Raw genomic sequence first — 21,977 nt, 5'->3', positions numbered from 1 at the left:
AAGAAATGAGCGCTATCAACGTCTTCCAGCAAAACCCCGGCGCCGAGGCCAAAGCCCAGTCGCCACTGCACCATGCCGACCTGGCCAGCCTGGTAGGCAAAGGCCGCAAGAACGCAGGCGTGACCCTGCGTGAACGCAAGTTCCTCGGCCACCTCACCCTGCGCGGTGATGGCCACAACCCGGAATTCGCCGCCGGCGTGCACAAGGCCCTTGGCCTGGAGCTGCCCGTGGCGCTGACCGTGGTCGCCAACAAGGATATGTCGCTGCAATGGGTCGGCCCCGACGAGTGGTTGCTGATCGTACCCGGCGGTCAGGAGCTGGCAGTCGAGCAAAAGCTGCGCGCGGCCCTTGAAGGCCAGCACATTCAGGTCGTCAATGTCAGTGGCGGGCAAAGCCTGCTGGAACTGCGCGGCCCGAACGTGCGCGACGTGCTGATGAAGTCCACCAGCTATGATGTTCACCCGAACAACTTCCCGGTGGGCAAGGCTGTGGGCACCGTGTTCGCCAAGTCGCAACTGGTGATCCGCCGCACTGCAGAAGACACCTGGGAGCTGGTGATTCGCCGCAGCTTTGCCGACTACTGGTGGCTGTGGCTGCAGGACGCTTCTGCCGAATACGGCTTGAGCATCGAAGCTTAAGGAGACCAGAACATGAGTCGGGCACCGGATACCTGGATTCTCACCGCCGACTGCCCGAGCATGCTCGGTACCGTCGACGTGGTGACGCGTTACCTCTTCGAGCAGCGCTGCTACGTGACGGAGCACCACTCCTTCGATGACCGGCAGTCGGGACGCTTCTTCATTCGCGTCGAGTTCCGTCAGCCGGACGATTTCGACGAGGCGGGCTTCCGGGCCGGCCTCGCCGAGCGCAGCGAAGCGTTCGGCATGGCTTTCGAGCTGACCGCACCCAACCACCGCCCCAAGGTGGTGATCATGGTATCCAAGGCTGACCATTGCTTGAATGATCTGCTGTATCGCCAGCGCATTGGCCAACTGGGTATGGATGTGGTGGCCGTGGTGTCGAACCACCCGGACCTCGAACCGCTGGCGCAGTGGCACAAGATCCCTTACTACCACTTCGCCCTCGACCCCAAGGACAAGCCTGGGCAAGAACGCAAGGTGCTGCAGGTGATCGAGGAAACCGGCGCCGAGCTGGTGATCCTCGCGCGCTATATGCAGGTACTGTCGCCTGAGCTGTGCCGCCGTCTGGATGGCTGGGCGATCAATATTCACCACTCGCTGTTGCCGGGTTTCAAAGGCGCCAAGCCTTACCACCAGGCGTACAACAAGGGCGTGAAAATGGTCGGTGCCACGGCGCATTACATCAACAACGACCTGGACGAAGGGCCGATCATTGCCCAGGGCGTCGAGGTGGTGGATCACAGTCACTATCCCGAAGACCTGATTGCCAAAGGCCGGGATATTGAATGCCTGACCCTGGCGCGGGCGGTGGGTTATCACATCGAGCGGCGGGTGTTCCTCAACGCCAACCGGACTGTCGTTCTGTAATAACCGGTACCGGCCTCTTCGCGGCTAAAGCCGCTCCTACAGGTACAGCACAGCCCTTGGGTTGGTGCGGTCCCCGTGGGAGCGGCTTTAGCCGCGAAGAGGCCCGCGCCGGCCGCCCCTCTGTCCGCCCATATTTCCCAACGACAACCCTGCCGCTAAAAGGCATCTCCCTGTCGTTTCCAGTCAGTGCGTCCGGCCCCATCCGGCCCACAATTCCCTGCATTCCAGTAGTACATGCCGCCCACGGATGGCGGCGCTTCAACCAACGCTGCATAAATAATAATCAAGCGAGGTACAAGCAATGTCTGGCAATCGTGGAGTGGTATATCTCGGCGCCGGCAAGGTCGAAGTGCAACACATCGACTACCCGAAAATGCAGGACCCGCGCGGCAAGAAAATCGAACACGGCGTCATCCTGAAGGTGGTCTCCACCAACATCTGCGGTTCTGACCAGCACATGGTCCGTGGCCGCACCACTGCCCAGGTCGGCCTGGTCCTGGGCCACGAAATCACCGGTGAAATCGTCGAGAAGGGCCGCGACGTCGAGCGCATGCAGATCGGCGACCTGGTATCGGTCCCGTTCAACGTCGCCTGCGGTCGCTGCCGCTCCTGCAAAGAGATGCACACCGGTGTCTGCCTCACTGTAAACCCGGCCCGCGCCGGCGGTGCCTACGGCTACGTCGACATGGGCGACTGGACCGGCGGCCAGGCCGAATACGTGCTGGTGCCGTACGCTGACTTCAACCTGCTGAAGCTGCCTGAGCGTGACAAGGCCATGGAAAAGATCCGTGACCTGACCTGCCTGTCCGATATCCTGCCCACCGGCTACCACGGTGCCGTGACTGCTGGCGTAGGCCCAGGCAGCACTGTCTACGTTGCCGGTGCCGGCCCGGTCGGCCTGGCCGCCGCGGCCTCGGCGCGCCTGCTGGGCGCCGCCTGCGTGATCGTCGGTGACCTCAACCCGGCCCGTCTGGCCCATGCCAAGTCGCAAGGCTTCGAAGTGGTCGACCTGTCCAAGGACACCCCGCTGCACGAGCAGATCGTCGACATCCTCGGCGAGCCGGAAGTGGACTGCGCCGTCGACGCGGTCGGCTTCGAGGCCCGTGGCCATGGCCACGAAGGTGCCAAGCACGAGGCTCCGGCCACCGTGCTGAACTCGCTGATGCAAGTGACCCGCGTAGCCGGCAACATCGGTATCCCGGGCCTGTACGTGACCGAGGACCCGGGCGCAGTCGATGCCGCTGCCAAGATCGGCGCGCTGAGCATCCGCTTCGGCCTGGGCTGGGCGAAATCGCACAGCTTCCACACCGGCCAGACCCCGACCATGAAATACAACCGCCAGCTGATGCAGGCGATCATGTGGGACCGCATCAACATTGCTGAAGTGGTGGGGGTGCAGGTGATCAACCTGGATCAGGCGCCGGAAGGGTATGGCGAGTTTGATGCGGGTGTGCCTAAGAAGTTTGTGATCGACCCGCACAAGATGTGGGGCGCGGCTTGATCGCAGCCCATGATGCCCCTCGCTGAGAGGGGCGTTTTTTTGGGGCTGTGGGGCTAGCGGCGCACTGCCGATGCCCCACTGCTCACCCGAAACGTGCCTTTATCGTAAGCAGTCAGGTCGGACGGATCTGCCGCCCTGCGGGCCAACCACTCACCTATCATTACCAGCCCCTCGCGACGGTTTTGCAGATTGTTGATAATAGCCGGGCTCGCTGCGAACGTTGGATCCCCGAGCGCGTTCGCCGCTTCGGCGGCATGCAATTCCCTGCTGGCCTCCAGATAGCTATCGAGGCTGGTACGAGTGACATGCACCGTTGCTGGTCCCTTGTGCGGATCAGCAACTACCTCAATAAGCTCGGTTGTGCGCAACGTTCGGCGCGTCGAGGTGACGGCCATGGTTTTGCTGTTGCGCTGTGTTCCCACAGTCTGGATGACGGTATTGCTTGCGGTTTCATAGTGTTCGACCTCATAACGCCGTACGATGGGCGACTTTTGCGTGGTGAAGACGTGTGCGGGTAGCTTAGGCTTAGGGATGAGTAGCTGCTGGCTAGCAGGTTGAACAAGCGCCACTACATGTCCGCTTGGGTCGATGCGGTTGATCGGATCCCCGCTGCAATAGGCATAAGCGTTTACGCCACCACCTTCAAAGGGGCTCCAGCTGTCAGGGGAACCAAACCGCCTCAAGGCTGGGTGGTAGGCCCGATAGCCGTTGCCCAGCAGATAGCTGTTCGGCGCCGCAAGCAAAACCTCGCCATTGAAGCCCAGCTGCGTACGCGAGGAAGGTAATCCTGGATCGTGTCCATACGCCGAATAAGTGTGCTGCTCGTCTTCATCGGCTTGTTGCACCGACAGCACCGAGCCTTTGTCATCGGTGGCCAGCAAGCCGCAGGTTTGGGTGTCGCCTGTGCTCAGCTCTGCCAGCGGTTTTTCTGCATTTCGCAAGATGGCGCGATGCTGGTCCCCGTGTTTCACGGTTACGAGCTTGTTGTCGTAATAGAAGAAAAGGGAACTGTTCGATGCTTTGCTCATGATTCGAATCCCTACCGTGCTGGATGAATGAACGCGGCTTGCAACCCATTCTGAACTGCCACAGGAGTTTGGATACTGGCAGAAATAACAGTCTTAGATCGGTAGGTGAACCAAAACCCGGCGCACACGAAGTGCCCCATGCACAGCTGCCAAGAAGGCGAAGCCTTGTGATTCATACCAAGGCAGCCTGTCAAAACTGGTCGCTGATTTCGCAGCGATCGCCCGATGTAAAAACCTGAAAGTCTTAGCAAAATTCGCGCGCTGAGCATCCGCTTCGGCCTGAGCCGGAGCAAATTGCACAGCTCCCACACCGGCCAGATAGCGACCAAGCATTACAACCGCCAGCTGATGCAGGCGATGATGTGGGATCGGATCAACATTGCTGAAGTGGTGGGGGTGCAGGTGATCAACCTGGATCAGGCGCCGGAAGGGTATGGCGAGTTTGATGCGGGTGTGCCGAAGAAATTCGTTATCGACCCGCACAAAATGTGGGGTGCGGCGTAATCAGCGTCGAGTAAAAAGAGCCCCTCGCATCGAGGGGCTTTTTTTTTTTGTCCATTCTGATAAGGCATCTCGGCTGGAGGTGCTTGTCATAAGCCTTTCATCGCTTTTGAAATCGAGCGCCGCCCGCACATACCTCATCAGTTCCGAAGCCTGGTGAGTGGCCCTGGAGCGAAGGGCCACTGCACAGTCATTTTCATACAGACAGTTAATTACTTCGATTGTGGCCGGCGCGTCTCATTGTTTGCGTCGGTTACCCCGAATTGGTAGTTTCTGTCGTCATTAGGATCGTCATGTTTTTTTTGCGCGTAGAACATGTTTCCACTATCGGTGTGCCCGCTCGTTGGGAGGTAAGAATCAGGTTCTGAATTTGTTATAGCTTTTTCGGCGTAGTAATGTTCGGAGTAAATGTATGCATGATCTTCACTTTCTACGTATTTATTTATGCCGTGTGCCTTTCTTTTGCTGCTTTTAAGCATTTTTTTTACGGTTTTTGCAGTGGCCTTAATTTGTTTCTCGACTGTTTTTCCTTCGTATTTTCTTTTCTTGACTAAACTAGTGAGCTCGGCGGTTTGCTTTTCAAGTTCTGCATTAATAACCTCTATGCTTTTCAGGCGCTGCTCAACTTTTTTTTGGTTACTACGAAACCACGTTCTAGGCTTGAGAAGGCTCCACATCCCCGTTTCGTCTTTCCGATTGACTGGGTCATTCACACAGTACGCGAAAGCATTGACCCCGCCTCGGGCGAATGGGCTTTCAGCGTTGTCCGGTCCGATGAACCGTCTCATCTCGGTGCTAAAGCCACGGTGTCCCTGGCCTAGAAGATAAAGGTGCATGTTTTCCAATATGAACTCGCCGTTGAATCCCAACGCTGTGGATCCTGATGGCAGTTTGTCGTTGTATCCAAAGGGGGTATAGTTGTGATTGTTTTGCTTTCCGTCAGGCGTGCTCACGACAAGCACTGAGTCCATCTCATCCGTTGCGAGAAGCTGGGAGCTTCTTGCTTCTTTGCCAGCGGATTCAGCAAGAGGGAGCGTTCCAATCCGCAGGATTGAACGCTTCTGATCGTTTCCAATGACAGTGGTCAGTTTGTTGGTCTGGTAGAAATATTTGGGGGTATCAGGACTGTTTTTCACCGACGTGCTCCCGTTGTCTGCAGTTGGCCCCGGAAATGGATGGCGTGGGCACTACGATTATCTGGAGTGTCTTGAGCAATTGACTACTGGCAGAAATATCAGGTGTGCGCCTGCTGGGGCCCGGAACAATCCCTCAGATTTCCAGTCAAACCCTTCGTTTTCCAGGCCATCCCGGCCGACGAGGTCCCTTCCGATGAAAGCACTCACCTTGGCAACCCTGATGACCCTGGCCGCCAGCCCGGTGTTCGCCTTCAACCTCAGCGACGCCGCCAATGCCGTGTCCGCCATGCAGAACCCGCAACAGCAAGGCCAGGTGCAGGCCCCCGAGGCGCAGGCCAATCTGCTCAACACCTTGGGCAGCGAATTGAATATCACCCCCGAACAGGCCGTGGGCGGCGCAGGGGCGATGTTGGGGTTGGCGCGCAACAACCTTAGCAGTGAGGACTATGGCCAATTGACCAAGGCCGTGCCGGGTCTGGACCTGTTGTCCGGTGCCAATATGCTGGGTGGGTTGAGCGGGCTGGGCGATTTGCTGGGCAAGAACAGCGAAAGCCAGTCGGCATTGAGCAACGCGTTGGGCAACGACGTGGAGAACCGTAATGACCTGGACAATGCGTTCAAGGCACTGGGCATGGACACTGGAATGATCGGCCAGTTCGCCCCACTGATCCTGCAGTACCTCGGCCAGCAGGGCATCGCCGGGTCGTTGCTGCAGAACTTGGGTAGCCTGTGGACCACGCCGGCGCCAGTGAGCACGCCATCGGTTTGAGATTATCACAAGGCCAGACGTCATACATCGAAGCTCTTGAGCGTCACTTCCAGGGCTCTGATTCGATATTGTGCTTCAGTCAGCCAGACTTCGCGTGATTCCATTTCTGTACGATATCGTTGGTCACTGATCCCTTGGCTTTTGGCGAAGGCTTTCGAAGAAGGTTCCGAAAGTTCGGTGTACTCTCGCTGTTTTTGCGCTGCGCGTTTAGTGAGATTTTTTATATAGATGGCTAACGATCGCCTTTCTTCGAGAAGGCGGCTTTTGTAAGTGACCTGTTCTTTCGGGTACGTCTTGATCGTTATGTCTTTGTTAAAGGCAACAGTCTTCTTTTTCGCCAAATGGTGTGAAGCGGAGTGCCTGGCGTTCAACAGAGGAGGCTCTATTGCCTGCGCCGCAGGCATTTTTGTCAGCGGTGCTGTTCGTTGAGGTTTCGGGTTAGACTTTTGCTCCCAAAATTTTTGTAAATTGGCGAATTCCCGCTGTTGCCCTGTATCATCACGGTAATTGATGGGGTCACAGGCACAGTATGCGTAGGCGTTATAGCCACCGTCACTGAACGGGCTGAGATCATCGGGCTTGAGGAAGCGCATCAAGGCTGGACTATAGCTTCGGTATCCTCGCCCCAATGCATAGGTGCCAAGGAGCGGATCAAATAGTTCATCCTTGAAGCCTATTATCGTGGCTCTACCTGCTTGGCTGCCGATGTGCCCGTAAGGGCTGTAGACCAGGGCGGTGATTTTCACTTGAGAGCGGCTCGCAAGAGACATGCTGCTCAAGTCTTCGTCTTTGCGAGGCCGCGCACAACTAGCAGAATTATCAGGGGGCGCAATGTAACCGTGCTGATGTCAACCGGCTGCCTGCTTCGGCCTCTTCGCGGGTAAACCCGCTCCTACACAGGTAGAGCCTATCCTTGGGGATGTGGTAATCCGCGTAGGAGCGGGTTTACCCGCGAAGAGGCCAGCTCAGGCGGCAGAGGTCTCAGCCCATCTCCGCCCGCAGCTGCTCGATCCGCTGGTCCTTCGCCACCCACAGCTGGTTCACCCAAGCCTGCACCGCCTGACGAAACTCGGGATCATTCTCGTAATCCCCCGCCCACAACGCAGGGTCCAGTTCCCGCACCTGAATGTCGATAATCACCCGGCTGATGCTGCCATTGAGCAAGTCCCAGAACCCCGGCGCCTTATTACCGGGGTACACGATGGTCACATCCAGCAGGGCATCCAGCTGCTCGCCCAATGCCGCGAGCACAAACGCCACACCACCCGCCTTGGGCTTGAGCAGGTAGCGATACGGCGACTGCTGCTCCTGGCGCTTGGCTTCGGTAAACCGGGTGCCCTCCAGGTAATTGACCACGGTCACCGGCTGGCGCTTGAACAGCTCGCAGGCCGCCTTGGTGATTTCCAGGTCCTTGCCCTTGAGCTCCGGGTGCTTTTCCAGAAACGCCTTGCTGTAGCGCTTCATGAACGGGTAATCCAGCCCCCACCAGGCCAGGCCCAGCAACGGTACCCAGATCAGTTCCTTTTTCAGGAAGAACTTGAAGAACGGTGTACGGCGGTTGAGGCTTTCGATCAACGCCGGGATGTCGACCCAGGTCTGGTGGTTACTCACGGCCAGGTACGAGGTGTCCTTGCGCAGGTTTTCCACGCCACGGATGTCCCACTGGGTAGGGATGCACAGGGCGAAGATGGCTTTGTCGATTTCCGACCAGGTTTCGGCCACCCACATCACCGCCCACGACGCGTAGTCGCGGCCACGGCCTGGCAACACCAGCTTGAGCAGGGCGAAGACCAGCAGCGGGCAGATCAATACCACAGTATTGAGCAGCAGCAGGGTGGTAGTGAGAATGCCGGTCAGCAGGCGACGCATAAAGAGACTCTTGTTGTGGGAGATAAACGGTTGGCAATGATAAGCAGGGCGGTCGTCTACGCCAAATGTCCAATGCCCGGCGGCGCGAACAAATGTTTCACGTTATGTTGTTTAGTCTTGTGAAAGCGAACCTATCTTGCCAGTGCAGTCTAAGCACTGACCCTTTTCAAGGAAGCCTGCCTGTGAAACCACTGCTAGCCCTGTTGTCGATGTTGGCGCTGCCGGTAATGGCCGCCGAGCCCACCCTCTACGGCCGTTACGAGAACATCGCCCTGCCCGAGCTGGGTGAAACCCTGAAAGCCAAGATGGACACGGGCGCCTTCACCGCGTCGCTGTCGGCCAAGGATATCGAGCTGTTCACCCGCGATGGGGACGAGTGGGTGCGCTTCCGCCTGGCGACCAAGGACTCGGACGGCAAGGTGTATGAGCACAAGGTCTCGCGCATCAGCAAGATCAAGGGCCGTGCCGATGAAGAGGACGAAGGGGATGCGCCAGAGGTCTCCAAGCGCCCGGTGGTCGACCTGGCGTTGTGCCTGGGGGATGTGAAGCGCACCGTCGAGGTGAATCTGGTGGACCGCAGCAACTTCAACTACCCGCTGCTGGTGGGTTCCAAGGCGCTGCGCGAGTTCAAGGCGGCGGTAAACCCGGCGAAGAAGTTCACTGCTGGCAAGCCAGGCTGTTGATTTGAAGCGTGCGCCATACAATGTAGGAGCGGGCTTGCCCGCGAACACACATAATGTGGTGTCAGGCACCGGCTTCGCCGGTGTTCGCGGGCAAGCCCGCTCCTACACTGAGATGTGCCAACCTTCAAAATCGCAAGGCCGGACGCCATGCCCCATATCCTCATCGTCGAAGACGAAGCCGCCATCGCCGACACCCTGGTCTACGCCCTGCAGGCCGACGGTCACAGCACCGAGTGGGTAACCCTGGGCAGTGCCGCCCTCGACCAGCAGCGCCAGCGCCCGGCCGACCTGGTCATCCTCGACATCGGCCTGCCCGACATCAGTGGCTTCGAAACCTGTCGCCAGCTGCGCCGGTTCACCGAGGTGCCGGTGATGTTTCTCAGCGCCCGGGACGGTGAAATCGACCGCGTAGTAGGCCTGGAAATCGGCGCCGATGACTACGTGGTAAAACCTTTCAGCCCTCGTGAAGTGGCAGCGCGCGTTCGGGCGATCCTCAAACGCATGGCCCCGAGGGCCGAGGCTGCCGGCGGAACCTCCTTGTTCCAGCTCGACACCCTGCGCATGCAGATCACCTACCGCAGCCAGCCGCTCACGCTGACCCGGCATGAGTTCCGCCTGCTGCAATGCCTGCTCGAACAACCGCAGCGGGTGTTCAGCCGCGAACAGCTGCTCGACGCTTTGGGCGTGGCCTCCGACGTGGGCTATGAGCGCACCATCGACAGCCATATCAAGAGCCTGCGCGCCAAGCTGCGCCAGGTAGCGGGTGATGCCGAGCCGATCCAGACCCATCGCGGCCTCGGTTACAGCTATAGCCCGGACCACGCCTGATGCGCTTGGGCATTCGCATCTTCCTGGTGTACTTCCTGTTCGTCGGCTTGGCCGGTTACTTCTTGCTCAATACCGTACGCGAACAGATTCGCCCGGTGGTACGCCAATCCTCTGAAGAAACATTGGTAGACACTGCCAACCTGCTGGCAGAAATCCTGCGGGATGAGGTCAAGGCCGGCACCCTGAACCAGGGCCGCCTGCCCGAGGTGCTCAAGGCCTACGGCTCGCGCAGCCCGGGCGCACAGATCTGGGGGCTGGCCAAGAACCAGGTCAGCCACCGCATCTACGTCACTGACGCCAAGGGCATCGTGTTGCTGGACTCCAGTGGCGAGGCCCTGGGCAAGGATTACTCGCAGTGGAATGACGTGCTGCTGACCCTGCGTGGCCAATATGGCGCCCGCTCCACCCGCAGCGATCCCAACGATGAAAGCACCTCGGTGATGCACGTTGGCGCACCGATCATCGACGACGGCAAGATCATCGGCGTTGTCACTGTCGCCAAGCCCAATAGCTCATTGCAACCCTACATTGACCGCTCCGAGCGGCGCCTGCTCACCCTGGGGCTGGGCCTGATCGGCCTGGGCTTGCTGATCGGCGCGGCTCTGTCGTGGTGGCTTGCGCGCTCACTGCGCAAGTTGGCAGGTTATGCGCAGGCGGTCAGCGAAGGTGAGCGTGCGGAGCTTCCGCATTACAAGGGCGGCGAGCTGGCGAACCTGGCACAGGCAGTGGAGCGCATGCGCACCCAGCTGGAAGGCAAGGCCTATGTCGAGCGCTACGTGCACACCCTGACTCACGAGCTGAAAAGCCCGCTGGCGGCCATCCGTGGTGCTTCCGAGCTGTTGCAGGGCGAGGATATGCCCGCTGATCAGCGGGCACGCTTTGCCGGCAATATCGAGCGCGAGAGCGAGCGTTTGCAGCAGATGATCGAGCGGCTGCTCAACCTGGCCAGGGTCGAGCAGATGCAGGCGCTGGAGGACGAGCAGCAGGTGGCGCTGGCGGCGTTGGTCGATGAGTTGTTGCTGGCCCATGCGGCGCGTATCGAAGGCGCCAGTTTGCAGGTACGTCAGCGGGTGCCTGCCACTTTGCGTTTGCGCTGCGATCCGTTCCTGATGCGCCAGGCGTTGGCCAACCTGCTCGACAACGCACTGGACTTCACCCCGGAAGGTGGCACGCTGCTGTTCGACCTGGAGCGCGATGGCGAACGGGTAGCGTTGAGTTTGTTCAACCAGGGGCAAGCGATACCGGCGTATGCCATCGGGCGGGTCAGCGAGCGGTTCTACTCGCTGCCGCGGCCCGGGAGCGGGCGCAAGAGCACCGGGCTGGGGCTGAATTTCGTGGCCGAGGTGATGCAGCTGCATGGCGGGGCCTTGGCGGTGGACAACGTCGATGGCGGGGTGCGGGTGCGGTTGTGGCTGCCGGTGCGGCGCATTAGCTGAGATAGCCGGGGCTGCACAGCAGCCCCAAATACACGTAAATCACACACGCTCTCCACAAAGCCTCCATGCAAGGCGCAGACACTGCGCCCACTGCCACAGGAGGCCACATGAACAAGACCCTAGGTTTCAAACTCGGCATGATCGCCATGCTGATGTTGCTGTTGCTCATCCCACTACTGCTGATCAACGGCCTGATCGACGAACGCCAGGCCATGCGCGACGGCGTGCTGCGCGATATCGCCCAGAGCACCAGCTTCGATCAGCAACTCAGCGGCCCGCTGCTGGTGGTGCCTTACCGCAAGTACCAGCGCCGCTGGATCGAAAAGGACGGTGAGCGTACCCAGGAGACCAGCACCATCGCCGGCCACCTGTACTTTCTGCCGGAAACCTTCGACGCCGACCTGGGTGTGGACACCGAACTGCGCGCCCGAGGCATCTACCAGGCGCGGTTGTTCCACGCCAAAGGCCGTATCAGCGGCCGCTTCAAGCTCCCGGAGCATTGGGGGATCGACAAGGACTTAGACGACTACCGCTTCGACACGCCGTTCCTGGTGGTGGGCATCAGTGATATCCGCGGTATCGAAAGTGCTCTGGAGCTGAGTGTTGACGAGCAGAAAGTACCTTTCGAGGCCGGCACCCAGCTCGACTGGATGCGTGGCGGCGTGCACGCCAGCCTGCCTGGGCTGGACGGGCTACAGGCGCGAGCGTTCAGCTATGGCTTTGACCTGGCGCTGCAAGGTACCGGCCAGTTGCACGTGGTGCCCGTGGGCCGTACCAGCAGCGTGGACATGCGCGCCAACTGGCCGCACCCGAGCTTCGTCGGCAACTACTTGCCCAACCGCCGCGATATCGATGCTCAAGGCTTCAGTGCCCACTGGCAAACCTCGTTCTTCGCTACCAACCTTGAGGACGCGATACGCCAGTGCGCTAACGCCGGGCAGTGTGCAGATTTCAGTGAGCGCAGCTTTGGCGTGAGTTTTATAGACCCGGTGGATCAGTACCTGAAAAGCGAGCGGGCGATCAAATATGCGTTGTTGTTCATTGCCCTGACCTTTGCCGGTTTCTTCCTGTTCGAGGTAATGAAGAACCTGAGTGTGCACCCGGTGCAGTACATCCTGGTGGGCGTGGCGCTGGCGTTCTTCTATCTGCTGCTGCTGTCGTTGTCCGAGCACATCGGTTTTGGTTTGGCGTATGGGCTGTCGGCTTCAGCCTGTGTGCTGCTGATCGGCTTCTACCTGAGCCATGTGTTGCGCAGCCTGGGGCGAGGGGTGGGTTTTGCCGCGGGTTTGGCGGCGTTGTACGCGCTGCTCTTCGGGCTGCTGAGTGCCGAAGACTATGCGCTGCTGATGGGGTCGCTGCTGTGTTTCGGCCTGCTTGGGGTGTTCATGGTGCTGACCCGGCGGCTGGACTGGGCACGGGTGGGGAGGGCGGCATGAGGGAGGACAAAGAGATCGGGCGCTGGTTGGCCCTCAGGATCGGGCTGTTGTTTCCTGTGATACCGAGGTGAGGCCTTCGCGGGCACGCCCGCTCCCACAAGCCCACCACAGATAGCGAACACTGTGGAAACCTGTAGGAGCGGGTTCACCCGCGAAGGGGCCCTGTCAGGCCACTGGTGCTGTAGCGACCATCGACGGCCGCTTGACCACCTCGGCATACCACGCCGCCAACCCCGGCTGGTGCTCGCGCCAACCGAACCCGGGCTGGCGCAGATCCAGATAGCCCAGCGCACAGGCCACGCCAATCGCCGCCAGGTCGAAGCCGGACATCAGCTCAGGCAAGTGCTCCTGCTCAAGGTTGGCCAGGCTCCGGCGGATCTTGTCACCCTGCGCCTGCAGCCAGCCCTCCCAGCGCTTGTCTTCTGGCCGCAGGAAGCTCTCATAACGGCTCGACACCGCCGCATCCATGATCGCATCGGCCTGTGATACCAAGGTCATGCGCCGCCAGCGCGCCGAGCCTTCTCGCGGCAGCAGCGGCAGGCCTACGTGCTGCATGTCGAGGTACTCGCAAATCACCCGGCTGTCATGCAGCACGGTGCCGTCTTCCAGGCGCAGGGCCGGGATCTTGCCGATCGGGTTGTCCAGGTTGAGCTGCGGGTCGCCGCTCACCGGGCTGATGTTCACCGGCTGCAACTGCACACGCTCAAGCTGGCCGGTTTCGTGCAACACCACCATGACCTTGCGCACGAAAGGCGACAACGGCGAGTGGAACAGGGTCATCGTGCTCATGCTTCAGTTACCTTGCAGGCTGGGTGGCAGACACACGCCGGTGCCACCGATGCCGCAGTAGCCGTCCGGGTTCTTGGCCAGGTACTGCTGGTGGTAGGCCTCGGCGAAATATACGGTCGGTGCCTGGTCGATTTCGGTGGTGATTTCACCGAAGCCGGCCTTGCTCAGCTCGGCCTGGAAGGCGTCGCGGCTGGCCTTGGCCTGTTCCAGCTGTTCCGGGCTGGTGCAGTAGATGGCCGAGCGGTATTGGGTGCCGATGTCGTTGCCCTGGCGCATGCCTTGGGTCGGGTTGTGCAGCTCCCAGAACATCGCCAGCAGTTCGCGGTAGCTGACCTTGTCCTTGTCGAACACCACCAGCACCACTTCGGTGTGGCCGGTCAGGCCCGAGCAGACTTCTTCGTAGGTAGGGTGCGGGGTGAAGCCGCCGGCGTAGCCGACCACGGTGCTGACCACACCTTCACGCTGCCAGAAGCGGCGCTCCGCGCCCCAGAAGCAGCCCAGGCCGAAGATGGCGAAGTCGATGGCGCCTTCGAAGAACGGGCCGAGCAGCGGGGTGTCTTTGAAGACGTAGTGGAACTCGGGCAGGCTCATTGGCGTGTCGCGGCCAGGCAGGGCCTGTTCCGCAGTTGGCATGACGTTTTTGTTCACCAGGATTTCCGAACGCAGGACCATGGCCGTTCCTCTGTGTTTATTCAGTGGGGGAGTGGTTTGGGCCTTCGCGGGCATGCCCGCTCCCACAGGTACAGCACAGGTTTCAAAGGTTGTGGTGTTCCTGTGGGAGCGGGCGTGCCCGCGAAAGGGCCCGAATGGCTTCTATAGTGCCCGAGGATTACGCAGCTGTCAGGCCACCGGGCCACGCGGATAGCGCTTCAGCCGCTCGGCCAGCTCGCGCCCGGGAATCGGCCGGTCGAACAGGTAACCCTGGCCCACGTCGCAGCGGTGACGGCGCAGGAACGCCAGCTGCTCCGGCGTTTCGATCCCTTCGGCCACCACCTTCAGCTTCAGGTTGTGGGCCATGGCCACCACCGCCGAGGTGATTTCCATGTCGTCCTGGTTGTCGGGGATCTCGTTGATGAAGCTGCGGTCGATCTTGAGGATGTCGATCGGAAACTTCTTCAGGTAGCTCAGCGACGAATAACCGGTGCCGAAGTCGTCCATGGCCAAGGTCAGGCCCAGGGCCTTCAGTTCGTCCAGCTGGCGGTGGGTGTCTTCGCTGGCTTCCAGCAGCAGGCCTTCGGTCAGCTCCAGCTCCAGCAGGTGCGGGGGCAGGGCTTCTTCCTTGAGGATGGTGCTGATCGACGCCACCAGGTCCGGGTCGGAGAACTGTTTGGGCGACAGGTTGATGGCTACATGTAGGTTGCCCAGGCCGGCCTTGCGCAGTTGCTGGCTCATGCAGCACGCCTGGCGCACTACCCATTTGCCGATAGGGATGATCAGGCCGGTTTCCTCGGCCACGCTGATGAACTGGTCCGGGCGGATCATGCCGCGTTCGGGGTGGTTCCAGCGCAGCAGCGCTTCCAGGCCCAGCAGGCGACCGCTGCGCAGGCACAGCTTGGGCTGGTAGAACACGTCCAGCTCATTCTGGGTCAGGGCACGACGCAGGTTGTTCTCGACGAACAGCTTGTAGCTGGCTTCGGCGTTGAGCACTTCGGTAAACACCTGTACCTGGTGTTTACCGTTGGCCTTGGCCTTGTGCAATGCAAGGCCGGCATTCTTCATCAGGCTGGCCGGGTCGACGCCGTGCAACGGTGCACAGGCCAGGCCTACCGAGGCGGTGACGTTGATCAGCTGGTTGTCGACGAACATCGGCTTGTCGAGGGTGCACAGCAACTGCTGGGCAACGCCTTGGCCATCTTCAAGGCTGGTGTCGTCGAGCAGCACGGCGAACTCGTTACTGGCAAAGCGCGCGAGGATGCCACCGCTGTGCAGGCTGTTGCGCAGACGCCTGGCCAGGCTGATCAGCAGCTTGTCGCCGGTCTGGTGGCCAAGGCTGTCGTTGATGCGCTTGAAGTTGTCGATGTCCACCAGCAGCAGGCACATCGAGCTTTCGCCGTCCCGGGCGAAGCGCTCGTCCAGGCTGCGGATGAACGCCGGGCGGTTGCCCAGGTTGGTGAGGTTGTCGGTGTAAGCCAGGCGCTCGATGCGTTGCTGGGCCAGCTTGGTCTGGGTGACGTCTTCGTAGATGCCGATGTAGTGGGTCAGCTCACGGTTGTCACCGTACACCTTGGAAATCGACAACTGGCCCCAGTACGGCTCCAGGTTCTTGCGCCGGCTCTTGAACTCGCCCTGCCAACTGTTGCCCATGGCCAGGCTCGACGGCGAGTCGAACAGCAGTTCGCTGAGGTTCTCCAGTGCCGGCAGCTCACCCAGCTGGCGGCCCTGCACTTCGTCGGTACTGTACTGGGTGATGGCGGTGAAGCTGGGGTTGACGTACTCCACCCGGCCGTCGCGGTTCACCAGCAGAAAGGCGCTGGCGCTCTGCTCGACCGCGCGCTGGAACAGATGCAGGGCACTGGCCGCGGCCCGCCGTTTGTGGTTTGTGATCACTTGGGCGAACTGGTCGGCCAGCTCGCCGGCAAAGGCAATCTCGTCCGACTGCCAGGCCCTTGGCTGGCCGCTTTGCTCCAAGCACAACACGCCGATCACCTGGCCATCGACGCGGATGCTGGCGTCGAGCATGGCCTTGTTTTCCGGGCGCATGCTTTGCGCCAGAGCACGGGTACGCGGGTCGTGGCCGGCGTTGTGAGCGTCGATGGCGCGGCTAGCGTGCAGCGCATCCAGGTAGTCGGGGAAGCGGCTGGCATCGATGGCTTCGGGCTGGCGGTGCTCCTGTGCGTCGCGGTACCAGGCGATGATCGGTTCCAGGCGTTGGTCTTCCAGGTGCCAGATGCTGGCGCTGTCGACCTTGTAGATTTCGCAGGCGCTCTGGGTAATCAGCTGGGCCGCTTCAAGCAGCGAGTTGCCCGCGCTATAGCGCTGGCGGGCAAGGCGCAGGATAAGGTCCTGCTGGCCGCGCACGCGCTCCAGGTGCTCCAGCTGTTCTTGCTGCGTGCGCTGGTTCAGTTGCAGGGCCAGCTGCAGGCGATTGTTGCGTGACTCCAGGTCACTGGCGCCTAGTTCGCCGCTATCTTCCAGCTGGTCATCGAGCACGCTCAGGTAGCCGCGCAACAGCTGGCGGTTGTGTTGCTTGTAGGCCTCACCCGCTTCCAGCAGGCGCAGCGAGGTGCTCGGCGTGTGCAGGGTGTAGCGCACGCGGTAGTAACCGCGCTGGGCCAGTTGCAGCTGGATTTCGTCGTGCAGCCGGTAGCGTGCTTCGGGTTCCATCAGGCTAGCGTAGGGCGCGTCAATCAGGGCACACAGCTCGCCGGTTTGCATGCCGAACTGGCGCTCACAGGCCGGGTCAAGGTAGAGCATGGCCCAGGTGGCTTCGTTGAGCCTTTCGAAACGCAGCATGCCGAGCCGCGAGGGCACGGGTAACTGCGTCACGACCTCGGCCGCCACACGGCTGGCGGCATCGGGTTGGCTTTTCATCGAAGACTCGCTTGAAGAGGGAACGCTGCCTTTTGGCTGCGGCGGATTTGGCAAGGTTGCATCATGTCCAGAGGGCTGGCAAGCGGCCATGCTTGATGCTGTGGACAGGTTATCGGCTGACGTGGCCGATTCTGTAGTTTGGCTGGAGATTTTGGGGCCGCTTTGCGGCCCATCGCGACACAAGGCCGCTCCCACACGGATCGCGCCAGCTTTCAGAAATTGAGCAAGACAGTTGCCCCCACAATGGACTGCGATTGCCTGTGGGAGCGGCCTTGTGTCGCGAAAGGAGGGCGAAGCCCTCCCAGCTTTTTCCAGGCAAAAAAAAAGCCCCGCCAATCGACGGGGTTGAGGTACGAGCGTGGCAGCTCGAAAAGGGAACTGCCCCTCGCAAGGAGGGGCAGAGTGCTGCCTTACAGCAGCATGGTGCGGATATCGCCCAGCACGTCGCCCAGGCGCTTGGTGAAGCGCGCGGCGGCAGCGCCGTTGATCACACGGTGATCGTAGGACAGCGACAGCGGCAGCATCAGCTTTGGCTGGAAGGCCTTGCCATCCCAGACTGGCTGCATGGTCGCCTTGGAGACGCCCAGGATAGCCACTTCCGGCGCATTGACGATCGGCGTGAAGCCGGTGCCGCCAATATGGCCGAGGCTGGAGATGGTGAAGCAAGCGCCTTGCATCTCGTCAGCCGACAGCTTCTTGGTGCGCGCCTTCTCGGCCAGTGCAGCGGCTTCGGCAGCCAGTTGCAGCAGGCTTTTCTGGTCGACGTTCTTGATCACAGGGACCAGCAGGCCGTCCGGGGTGTCCACGGCGAAGCCGATGTGCACGTACTTCTTGCGGATGATGGCCTTGCCGCTTGGCGCCAGCGAGCTGTTGAAGTCCGGCAGTTCCTTGAGCAGGAAGGCGCAGGCCTTGAGCAGCAGTGGCAGCACGGTCAGCTTCACCCCAGCCTTCTCGGCCACGGCCTTCTGCGCCACGCGGAAGGCTTCCAGCTCGGTGATGTCGGCAGAGTCGAACTGGGTGACGTGCGGTACGTTCAACCAGCTGCGGTGCAGGTTGGCAGCACCGACCTGCATCAGGCGGGTCAGGGCCACTTCTTCCACTTCACCGAACTTGCTGAAGTCCACGGCAGGGATTGGCGGGATGCCGGCGCCACCGGTCGCACCGGCGGCTGCCGGCGCTTCCTTGGCCTTCTGCATCATGGCCTTGACGTAAACCTGCACGTCTTCTTTCAGGATGCGACCGTGCGGGCCGGTGGCAGCAACTGCACCCAGCTCGACACCGAATTCACGGGCCAGCTGACGAACAGCAGGGCCTGCGTGAACCTTGGCATTGCTGCCAGCGGCCGGTGCGGTAGCAGCCGGTGCAGGGGCAGCAGCCGGGGCGGCAGCGGCAGGTGCGGCAGCCGGAGCAGCCTCAGCCTTGGCTGGTGCAGGAGCAGCAGCAGCCGGTGCCAGCGCGGCAGCCGGGGCGGCACCCGCCACTTTCAACTTGAAGATCAGGTCGCCAGTGCCGACTTCGTCTTCCAGCTTGCACAGTACTTCTTCGACCACGCCGGCGGCCGGCGACGGGATTTCCATGGAGGCCTTGTCGGACTCCAGGGTGATCAGCGACTGGTCGGTTTCGACGGTGTCGCCGACTTTGACCAGTACTTCGATGATCTTGGCCTTGCCCGACGAACCGATGTCCGGCACATGGATGTCCTGCACGCTGGCGGCAGCCGGGGCTGCGGCCGGAGCAGGGGTGGCTTCGGCGGCTGGAGCCGGCGCAGCTGCCTGAGCCGGAGCGGCAGCAGCCGGTGCCTCAGGGGCCGCAGCAGCGGCGCCCTCGGCTTCCAGGACCAGCAGCTCGTCGCCTTCTTTCAGGCGGTCGCCCAGCTTGACCTTCAGCTCCTTGATGACGCCGGCCTTGGGCGCCGGGATTTCCATGGAGGCCTTGTCGGACTCCAGGGTCAGCAGGCTCTGGTCAGCCTCGATACGGTCACCGACCTTGACGAACAGCTCGATGATTTCACCTTCACCGCTGCCGATGTCAGGTACGCGAATGAGTTCGCTCACTTAAAAATACTCCTCAGCAGTCCAGTGGGTTGCGCTTGTCCGGGTCGATACCGAACTTGACGATAGCGTCTGCAACAACCTTGGGTTCGATCTCGCCACGGTCAGCCAGGGCTTCCAGGGCAGCCAGCACCACGAAGTGGCGGTCGACTTCGAAGAAGTGACGCAGCTTCTTGCGGCTGTCGCTGCGACCGTAACCGTCGGTACCCAGGACTTTGAACTCTTTGCTCGGTACCCACTGGCGAATCTGCTCGGCGAACAGCTTCATGTAGTCGGTAGAGGCGATGACCGGGCCTTTGCGACCGTTCAGGCACTGCTCGACGTAGGTCTGCTGTGGCTTCTGGCCAGGCTTCAGGCGGTTGGCGCGTTCCACGGCCAGGCCGTCGCGGCGCAGTTCGTTGAAGCTGGTGACGCTCCACACGTCGGCACCGACGTTGAACTCTTCACGCAGGATCTTCGCGGCTTCGCGGACTTCGCGCAGGATGGTGCCGGAGCCCATCAGTTGTACGTGGTGTGCGGCTTCGCGGGTGTCCTCTTCCAGCAGGTACATGCCCTTGATGATGCCTTCCTCGACACCGGCCGGCATGGCTGGTTGCTGGTAGGATTCGTTCATCACGGTGATGTAGTAGAAGATGTCCTGCTGCTCTTCGGTCATCTTCTTCATGCCGTCCTGGATGATCACCGCCAGCTCGTAGCCGTAGGTCGGATCGTAGGTGCGGCAGTTCGGGATGGTGCCCGCCATCATGTGGCTGTGACCGTCTTCGTGCTGCAGGCCTTCACCGTTGAGGGTGGTACGGCCGGCGGTACCGCCGATCAGGAAGCCACGGGTGCGGCTGTCGCCAGCGGCCCAGGCCAGGTCGCCAATGCGCTGGAAACCGAACATCGAGTAGAAGATGTAGAACGGCAGCATCGGCTGGTTGTGGCAGCTGTACGAGGTACCGGCAGCGATGAACGACGACATGGCGCCGGCTTCGTTGATGCCTTCCTCGAGGATCTGGCCCTTCTTGTCTTCGCGGTAGAACATCACCTGGTCTTTATCGACTGGCTCGTAGAGCTGGCCGACCGACGAGTAGATGCCCAACTGACGGAACATGCCTTCCATACCGAAGGTACGGGCTTCGTCCGGGATGATCGGGACGATGCGCTGGCCAATGTCCTTGTCCTTGACCAGCTGCGCCAGAATACGCACGAAGGCCATGGTGGTGGAGATTTCGCGGTCGCCCGAGCCGTCCAGGATCGCTTTCAGCGTTTCCAGTGGCGGGGTCGGCACGCTGAAGCTCTTGGCACGGCGCTGTGGCACGAAACCGCCCAGGGCAGCACGGCGCTCGGCCAGGTACTTGGCTTCGGCAGAACCTTCTTCCGGCTTGAAGAACGGCAGGTTCTCCAGGTCGGCATCCTTGACCGGGATGTCGAAGCGGTCACGGAAGTGACGCAGGCTGTCGACGTCGACCTTCTTGGTGTTGTGCGCGGTGTTCTTGGCTTCGCCAGCACCGGTGCCGTAACCCTTGATGGTCTTGGCCAGGATGACGGTCGGCTGCTCTTTGTGGTTCACAGCCTGGTGATACGCCGCGTAGACCTTGTACGGGTCGTGACCGCCACGGTTGAGCTTCCAGATCTCTTCGTCGGACAGGTCTTCGACCATGGCCTTGAGTTCCGGGGTGTTGAAGAAGTGCTCGCGAACGTACGCGCCGTCTTTGGCTTTGTAGTTCTGGTACTCGCCGTCGATGACTTCGTCCATGCGGCGCTGCAGGGCACCGTTGGTGTCCTTGGCCAGCAGTGGGTCCCAGAAACGGCCCCAGACGACTTTGTTGACGTTCCAGCCACCGCCACGGAACACGCCTTCGAGTTCCTGGATGATCTTGCCGTTGCCGCGAACCGGGCCGTCGAGGCGCTGCAGGTTGCAGTTGATGACGAAGATCAGGTTGTCCAGCTTCTCGCGGCCGGCCAGGGCGATTGCACCCAGGGATTCCGGCTCGTCGCACTCACCGTCGCCCATGAAGCACCAGACCTTCTGCTTGCCGGCCGGGATGAAGCCACGGGCTTCCAGGTACTTCATGAAGCGTGCCTGGTAGATCGCCTGGATCGGGCCCAGACCCATCGAAACGGTCGGGAACTGCCAGAAATCAGGCATCAACCATGGGTGCGGGTACGAAGACAGGCCGTTGCCGTCCACTTCCTGGCGGAAGTTGTTCATCTGGTCTTCGCTGATACGGCCTTCCATGAAGGCACGGGCGTAGACGCCTGGCGATGCGTGGCCCTGGAAGAAGACCAGGTCGCCGCCGTGTTCTTCGGTAGGGGCCTGGAAGAAGTAGTTGAAGCCGATGTCGTACAGGGTGGCACTGGAGGCGAAGCTAGAGATGTGTCCGCCCAGGTCCGAGTCTTTCAGGTTGGTGCGCATGACCATGGCCAGCGCGTTCCAACGCACCATCGAGCGAATGCGGCGTTCCATGAACAGGTCGCCAGGCATGCGTGCTTCGTGGGTGACAGGGATGGTGTTGCGGTATGGCGTGGTGATCGCATATGGCAGCTGGGAGCCACTGCGGGTGGCCAGCTCGCCCATACGGGTCATCAGGTAATGAGCGCGGTCTTCGCCTTCTTTGTCGAGGACCGACTCCAGGGCATCCAGCCATTCCTGGGTTTCGATTGGATCGAGGTCTTGCATGGCTTGCTCCAGGGCGGAAAGGCAACCAGAATCGATTGCCTGAGATTGCGACTGGCCTTATGGGCAGACGTCGTGAATTCTTGGATTACCGGGGTGTCTTCCGGCGCGTTGTAGTTTTACTACATTTGCTTTCGCATTTCATGCTTTTACACGACACGAGTAGTAGTAAAACTACATTTGTGCGACGTTTGGTCGCACCTTGGCTTGTGAGGAAAAACGTTCATGTTGGTTGGCATTGTGTCGCGAACG

17 protein-coding genes and 1 pseudogene are annotated in these 21,977 nt (G+C 60.8%); 9 read left to right on the top strand and 9 right to left on the bottom strand.

Translation table 11 applies throughout. The annotated features are described in order from the left end of the window. Window positions 1–5 precede the first annotated feature (5 nt). The 3 genes from ACYCCG_RS19130 (at window position 6) to fdhA (ending at window position 3,009) form a co-directional block, all read left to right on the top strand. Complete coding sequence (locus tag ACYCCG_RS19130; protein ID WP_014589391.1) at window positions 6–638, top strand: sarcosine oxidase subunit gamma; 633 nt, start codon at window positions 6–8, stop codon at window positions 636–638. A 12-nt stretch (window positions 639–650) separates the two neighbouring features. After that, window positions 651–1,508, top strand: a complete 858-nt coding sequence (gene purU / locus ACYCCG_RS19125) for a formyltetrahydrofolate deformylase (RefSeq protein WP_016714526.1) — start codon at window positions 651–653, stop codon at window positions 1,506–1,508. 301 nt (window positions 1,509–1,809) lie between these two features. Next, entirely contained in the window at window positions 1,810–3,009 is a 1,200-nt protein-coding gene (fdhA, locus tag ACYCCG_RS19120) for a formaldehyde dehydrogenase, glutathione-independent (RefSeq protein WP_011953256.1), read from the top strand. Window positions 3,010–3,062: 53 nt separating this feature from the next. On the opposite strand, the gene ACYCCG_RS19115 is transcribed toward fdhA, so the two are convergent. Next, window positions 3,063–4,037 (bottom strand): RHS repeat-associated core domain-containing protein, encoded by a 975-nt coding sequence (locus ACYCCG_RS19115; RefSeq protein WP_209968634.1) that lies wholly within the window; start codon window positions 4,035–4,037, stop codon window positions 3,063–3,065. A gap of 255 nt (window positions 4,038–4,292) precedes the next feature. Between ACYCCG_RS19115 and ACYCCG_RS19110 the strand changes: the two are divergent. Next, a pseudogene (locus tag ACYCCG_RS19110) lies at window positions 4,293–4,541 on the top strand (formaldehyde dehydrogenase, glutathione-independent); the annotation flags it as partial. Between the two features lie 209 nt (window positions 4,542–4,750). Here the strand turns inward: ACYCCG_RS19110 and ACYCCG_RS19105 are convergent. Next, window positions 4,751–5,674: an RHS repeat-associated core domain-containing protein gene (locus ACYCCG_RS19105; protein WP_459671501.1), complete on the bottom strand. Its 924-nt coding sequence runs from the start codon at window positions 5,672–5,674 to the stop codon at window positions 4,751–4,753. Window positions 5,675–5,867: 193 nt separating this feature from the next. Here ACYCCG_RS19105 and ACYCCG_RS19100 point away from each other — a divergent pair, with 193 nt between their 5' ends. Next, window positions 5,868–6,443: a DUF2780 domain-containing protein gene (locus ACYCCG_RS19100; RefSeq protein WP_209968631.1), complete on the top strand. Its 576-nt coding sequence runs from the start codon at window positions 5,868–5,870 to the stop codon at window positions 6,441–6,443. 20 nt (window positions 6,444–6,463) lie between these two features. Here ACYCCG_RS19100 and ACYCCG_RS19095 read toward each other — a convergent pair whose 3' ends face one another. Beyond that, on the bottom strand, window positions 6,464–7,213 hold the full coding sequence (locus ACYCCG_RS19095) for an RHS repeat-associated core domain-containing protein (protein WP_459671509.1): 750 nt from the start codon (window positions 7,211–7,213) through the stop codon (window positions 6,464–6,466). Window positions 7,214–7,424: 211 nt separating this feature from the next. Continuing rightward, window positions 7,425–8,312 carry an acyltransferase gene (locus tag ACYCCG_RS19090; RefSeq protein WP_076402456.1) on the bottom strand — a complete coding sequence of 296 codons (888 nt, stop codon included), beginning with the start codon at window positions 8,310–8,312 and terminating at the stop codon, window positions 7,425–7,427. A gap of 182 nt (window positions 8,313–8,494) precedes the next feature. Between ACYCCG_RS19090 and rloA2 the strand changes: the two genes are divergently transcribed. The 4 genes from rloA2 (at window position 8,495) to creD (ending at window position 12,695) form a co-directional block, all read left to right on the top strand. After that, window positions 8,495–8,995: a retropepsin-like aspartic peptidase RloA2 gene (rloA2, locus tag ACYCCG_RS19085; RefSeq protein ID WP_176683559.1), complete on the top strand. Its 501-nt coding sequence runs from the start codon at window positions 8,495–8,497 to the stop codon at window positions 8,993–8,995. A gap of 147 nt (window positions 8,996–9,142) precedes the next feature. Beyond that, window positions 9,143–9,823 (top strand): two-component system response regulator CreB, encoded by a 681-nt coding sequence (gene creB, locus ACYCCG_RS19080; protein WP_209968628.1) that lies wholly within the window; start codon window positions 9,143–9,145, stop codon window positions 9,821–9,823. Next, the gene (gene creC / locus ACYCCG_RS19075) at window positions 9,823–11,259 is read left to right on the top strand and encodes a two-component system sensor histidine kinase CreC (protein ID WP_209968625.1); all 1,437 of its coding nucleotides are present in this window, start codon (window positions 9,823–9,825) and stop codon (window positions 11,257–11,259) included. The genes creB and creC overlap by 1 nt, the downstream gene beginning before the upstream one ends. A gap of 107 nt (window positions 11,260–11,366) precedes the next feature. Beyond that, on the top strand, window positions 11,367–12,695 hold the full coding sequence (gene creD, locus ACYCCG_RS19070) for a cell envelope integrity protein CreD (protein ID WP_459671498.1): 1,329 nt from the start codon (window positions 11,367–11,369) through the stop codon (window positions 12,693–12,695). Window positions 12,696–12,860: 165 nt separating this feature from the next. Here the strand turns inward: creD and ACYCCG_RS19065 are convergent, their stop codons facing one another. The 5 genes from ACYCCG_RS19065 to aceE form a co-directional block, all read right to left on the bottom strand. After that, window positions 12,861–13,484, bottom strand: coding sequence for a glutathione S-transferase (locus tag ACYCCG_RS19065; RefSeq protein WP_176683555.1), 624 nt, complete (start codon window positions 13,482–13,484; stop codon window positions 12,861–12,863). A gap of 3 nt (window positions 13,485–13,487) precedes the next feature. After that, window positions 13,488–14,156 (bottom strand): peptide-methionine (S)-S-oxide reductase MsrA, encoded by a 669-nt coding sequence (gene msrA, locus ACYCCG_RS19060; protein WP_010951691.1) that lies wholly within the window; start codon window positions 14,154–14,156, stop codon window positions 13,488–13,490. A gap of 168 nt (window positions 14,157–14,324) precedes the next feature. Then, the gene (locus ACYCCG_RS19055) at window positions 14,325–17,015 is read right to left on the bottom strand and encodes a putative bifunctional diguanylate cyclase/phosphodiesterase (protein WP_209968619.1); all 2,691 of its coding nucleotides are present in this window, start codon (window positions 17,013–17,015) and stop codon (window positions 14,325–14,327) included. Between the two features lie 410 nt (window positions 17,016–17,425). Continuing rightward, on the bottom strand, window positions 17,426–19,069 hold the full coding sequence (gene aceF / locus ACYCCG_RS19050) for a dihydrolipoyllysine-residue acetyltransferase (protein ID WP_209968615.1): 1,644 nt from the start codon (window positions 19,067–19,069) through the stop codon (window positions 17,426–17,428). A 13-nt stretch (window positions 19,070–19,082) separates the two neighbouring features. Next, a complete protein-coding gene (aceE, locus tag ACYCCG_RS19045; RefSeq protein WP_003255651.1) occupies window positions 19,083–21,728 on the bottom strand; it encodes a pyruvate dehydrogenase (acetyl-transferring), homodimeric type in 2,646 nt (881 codons plus the stop codon). Window positions 21,729–21,977 lie beyond the last annotated feature (249 nt).

This window comes from Pseudomonas sp. VEM90 (assembly GCF_054611535.1).
This window is presented reverse-complemented; position numbering and strand designations above follow the sequence as displayed.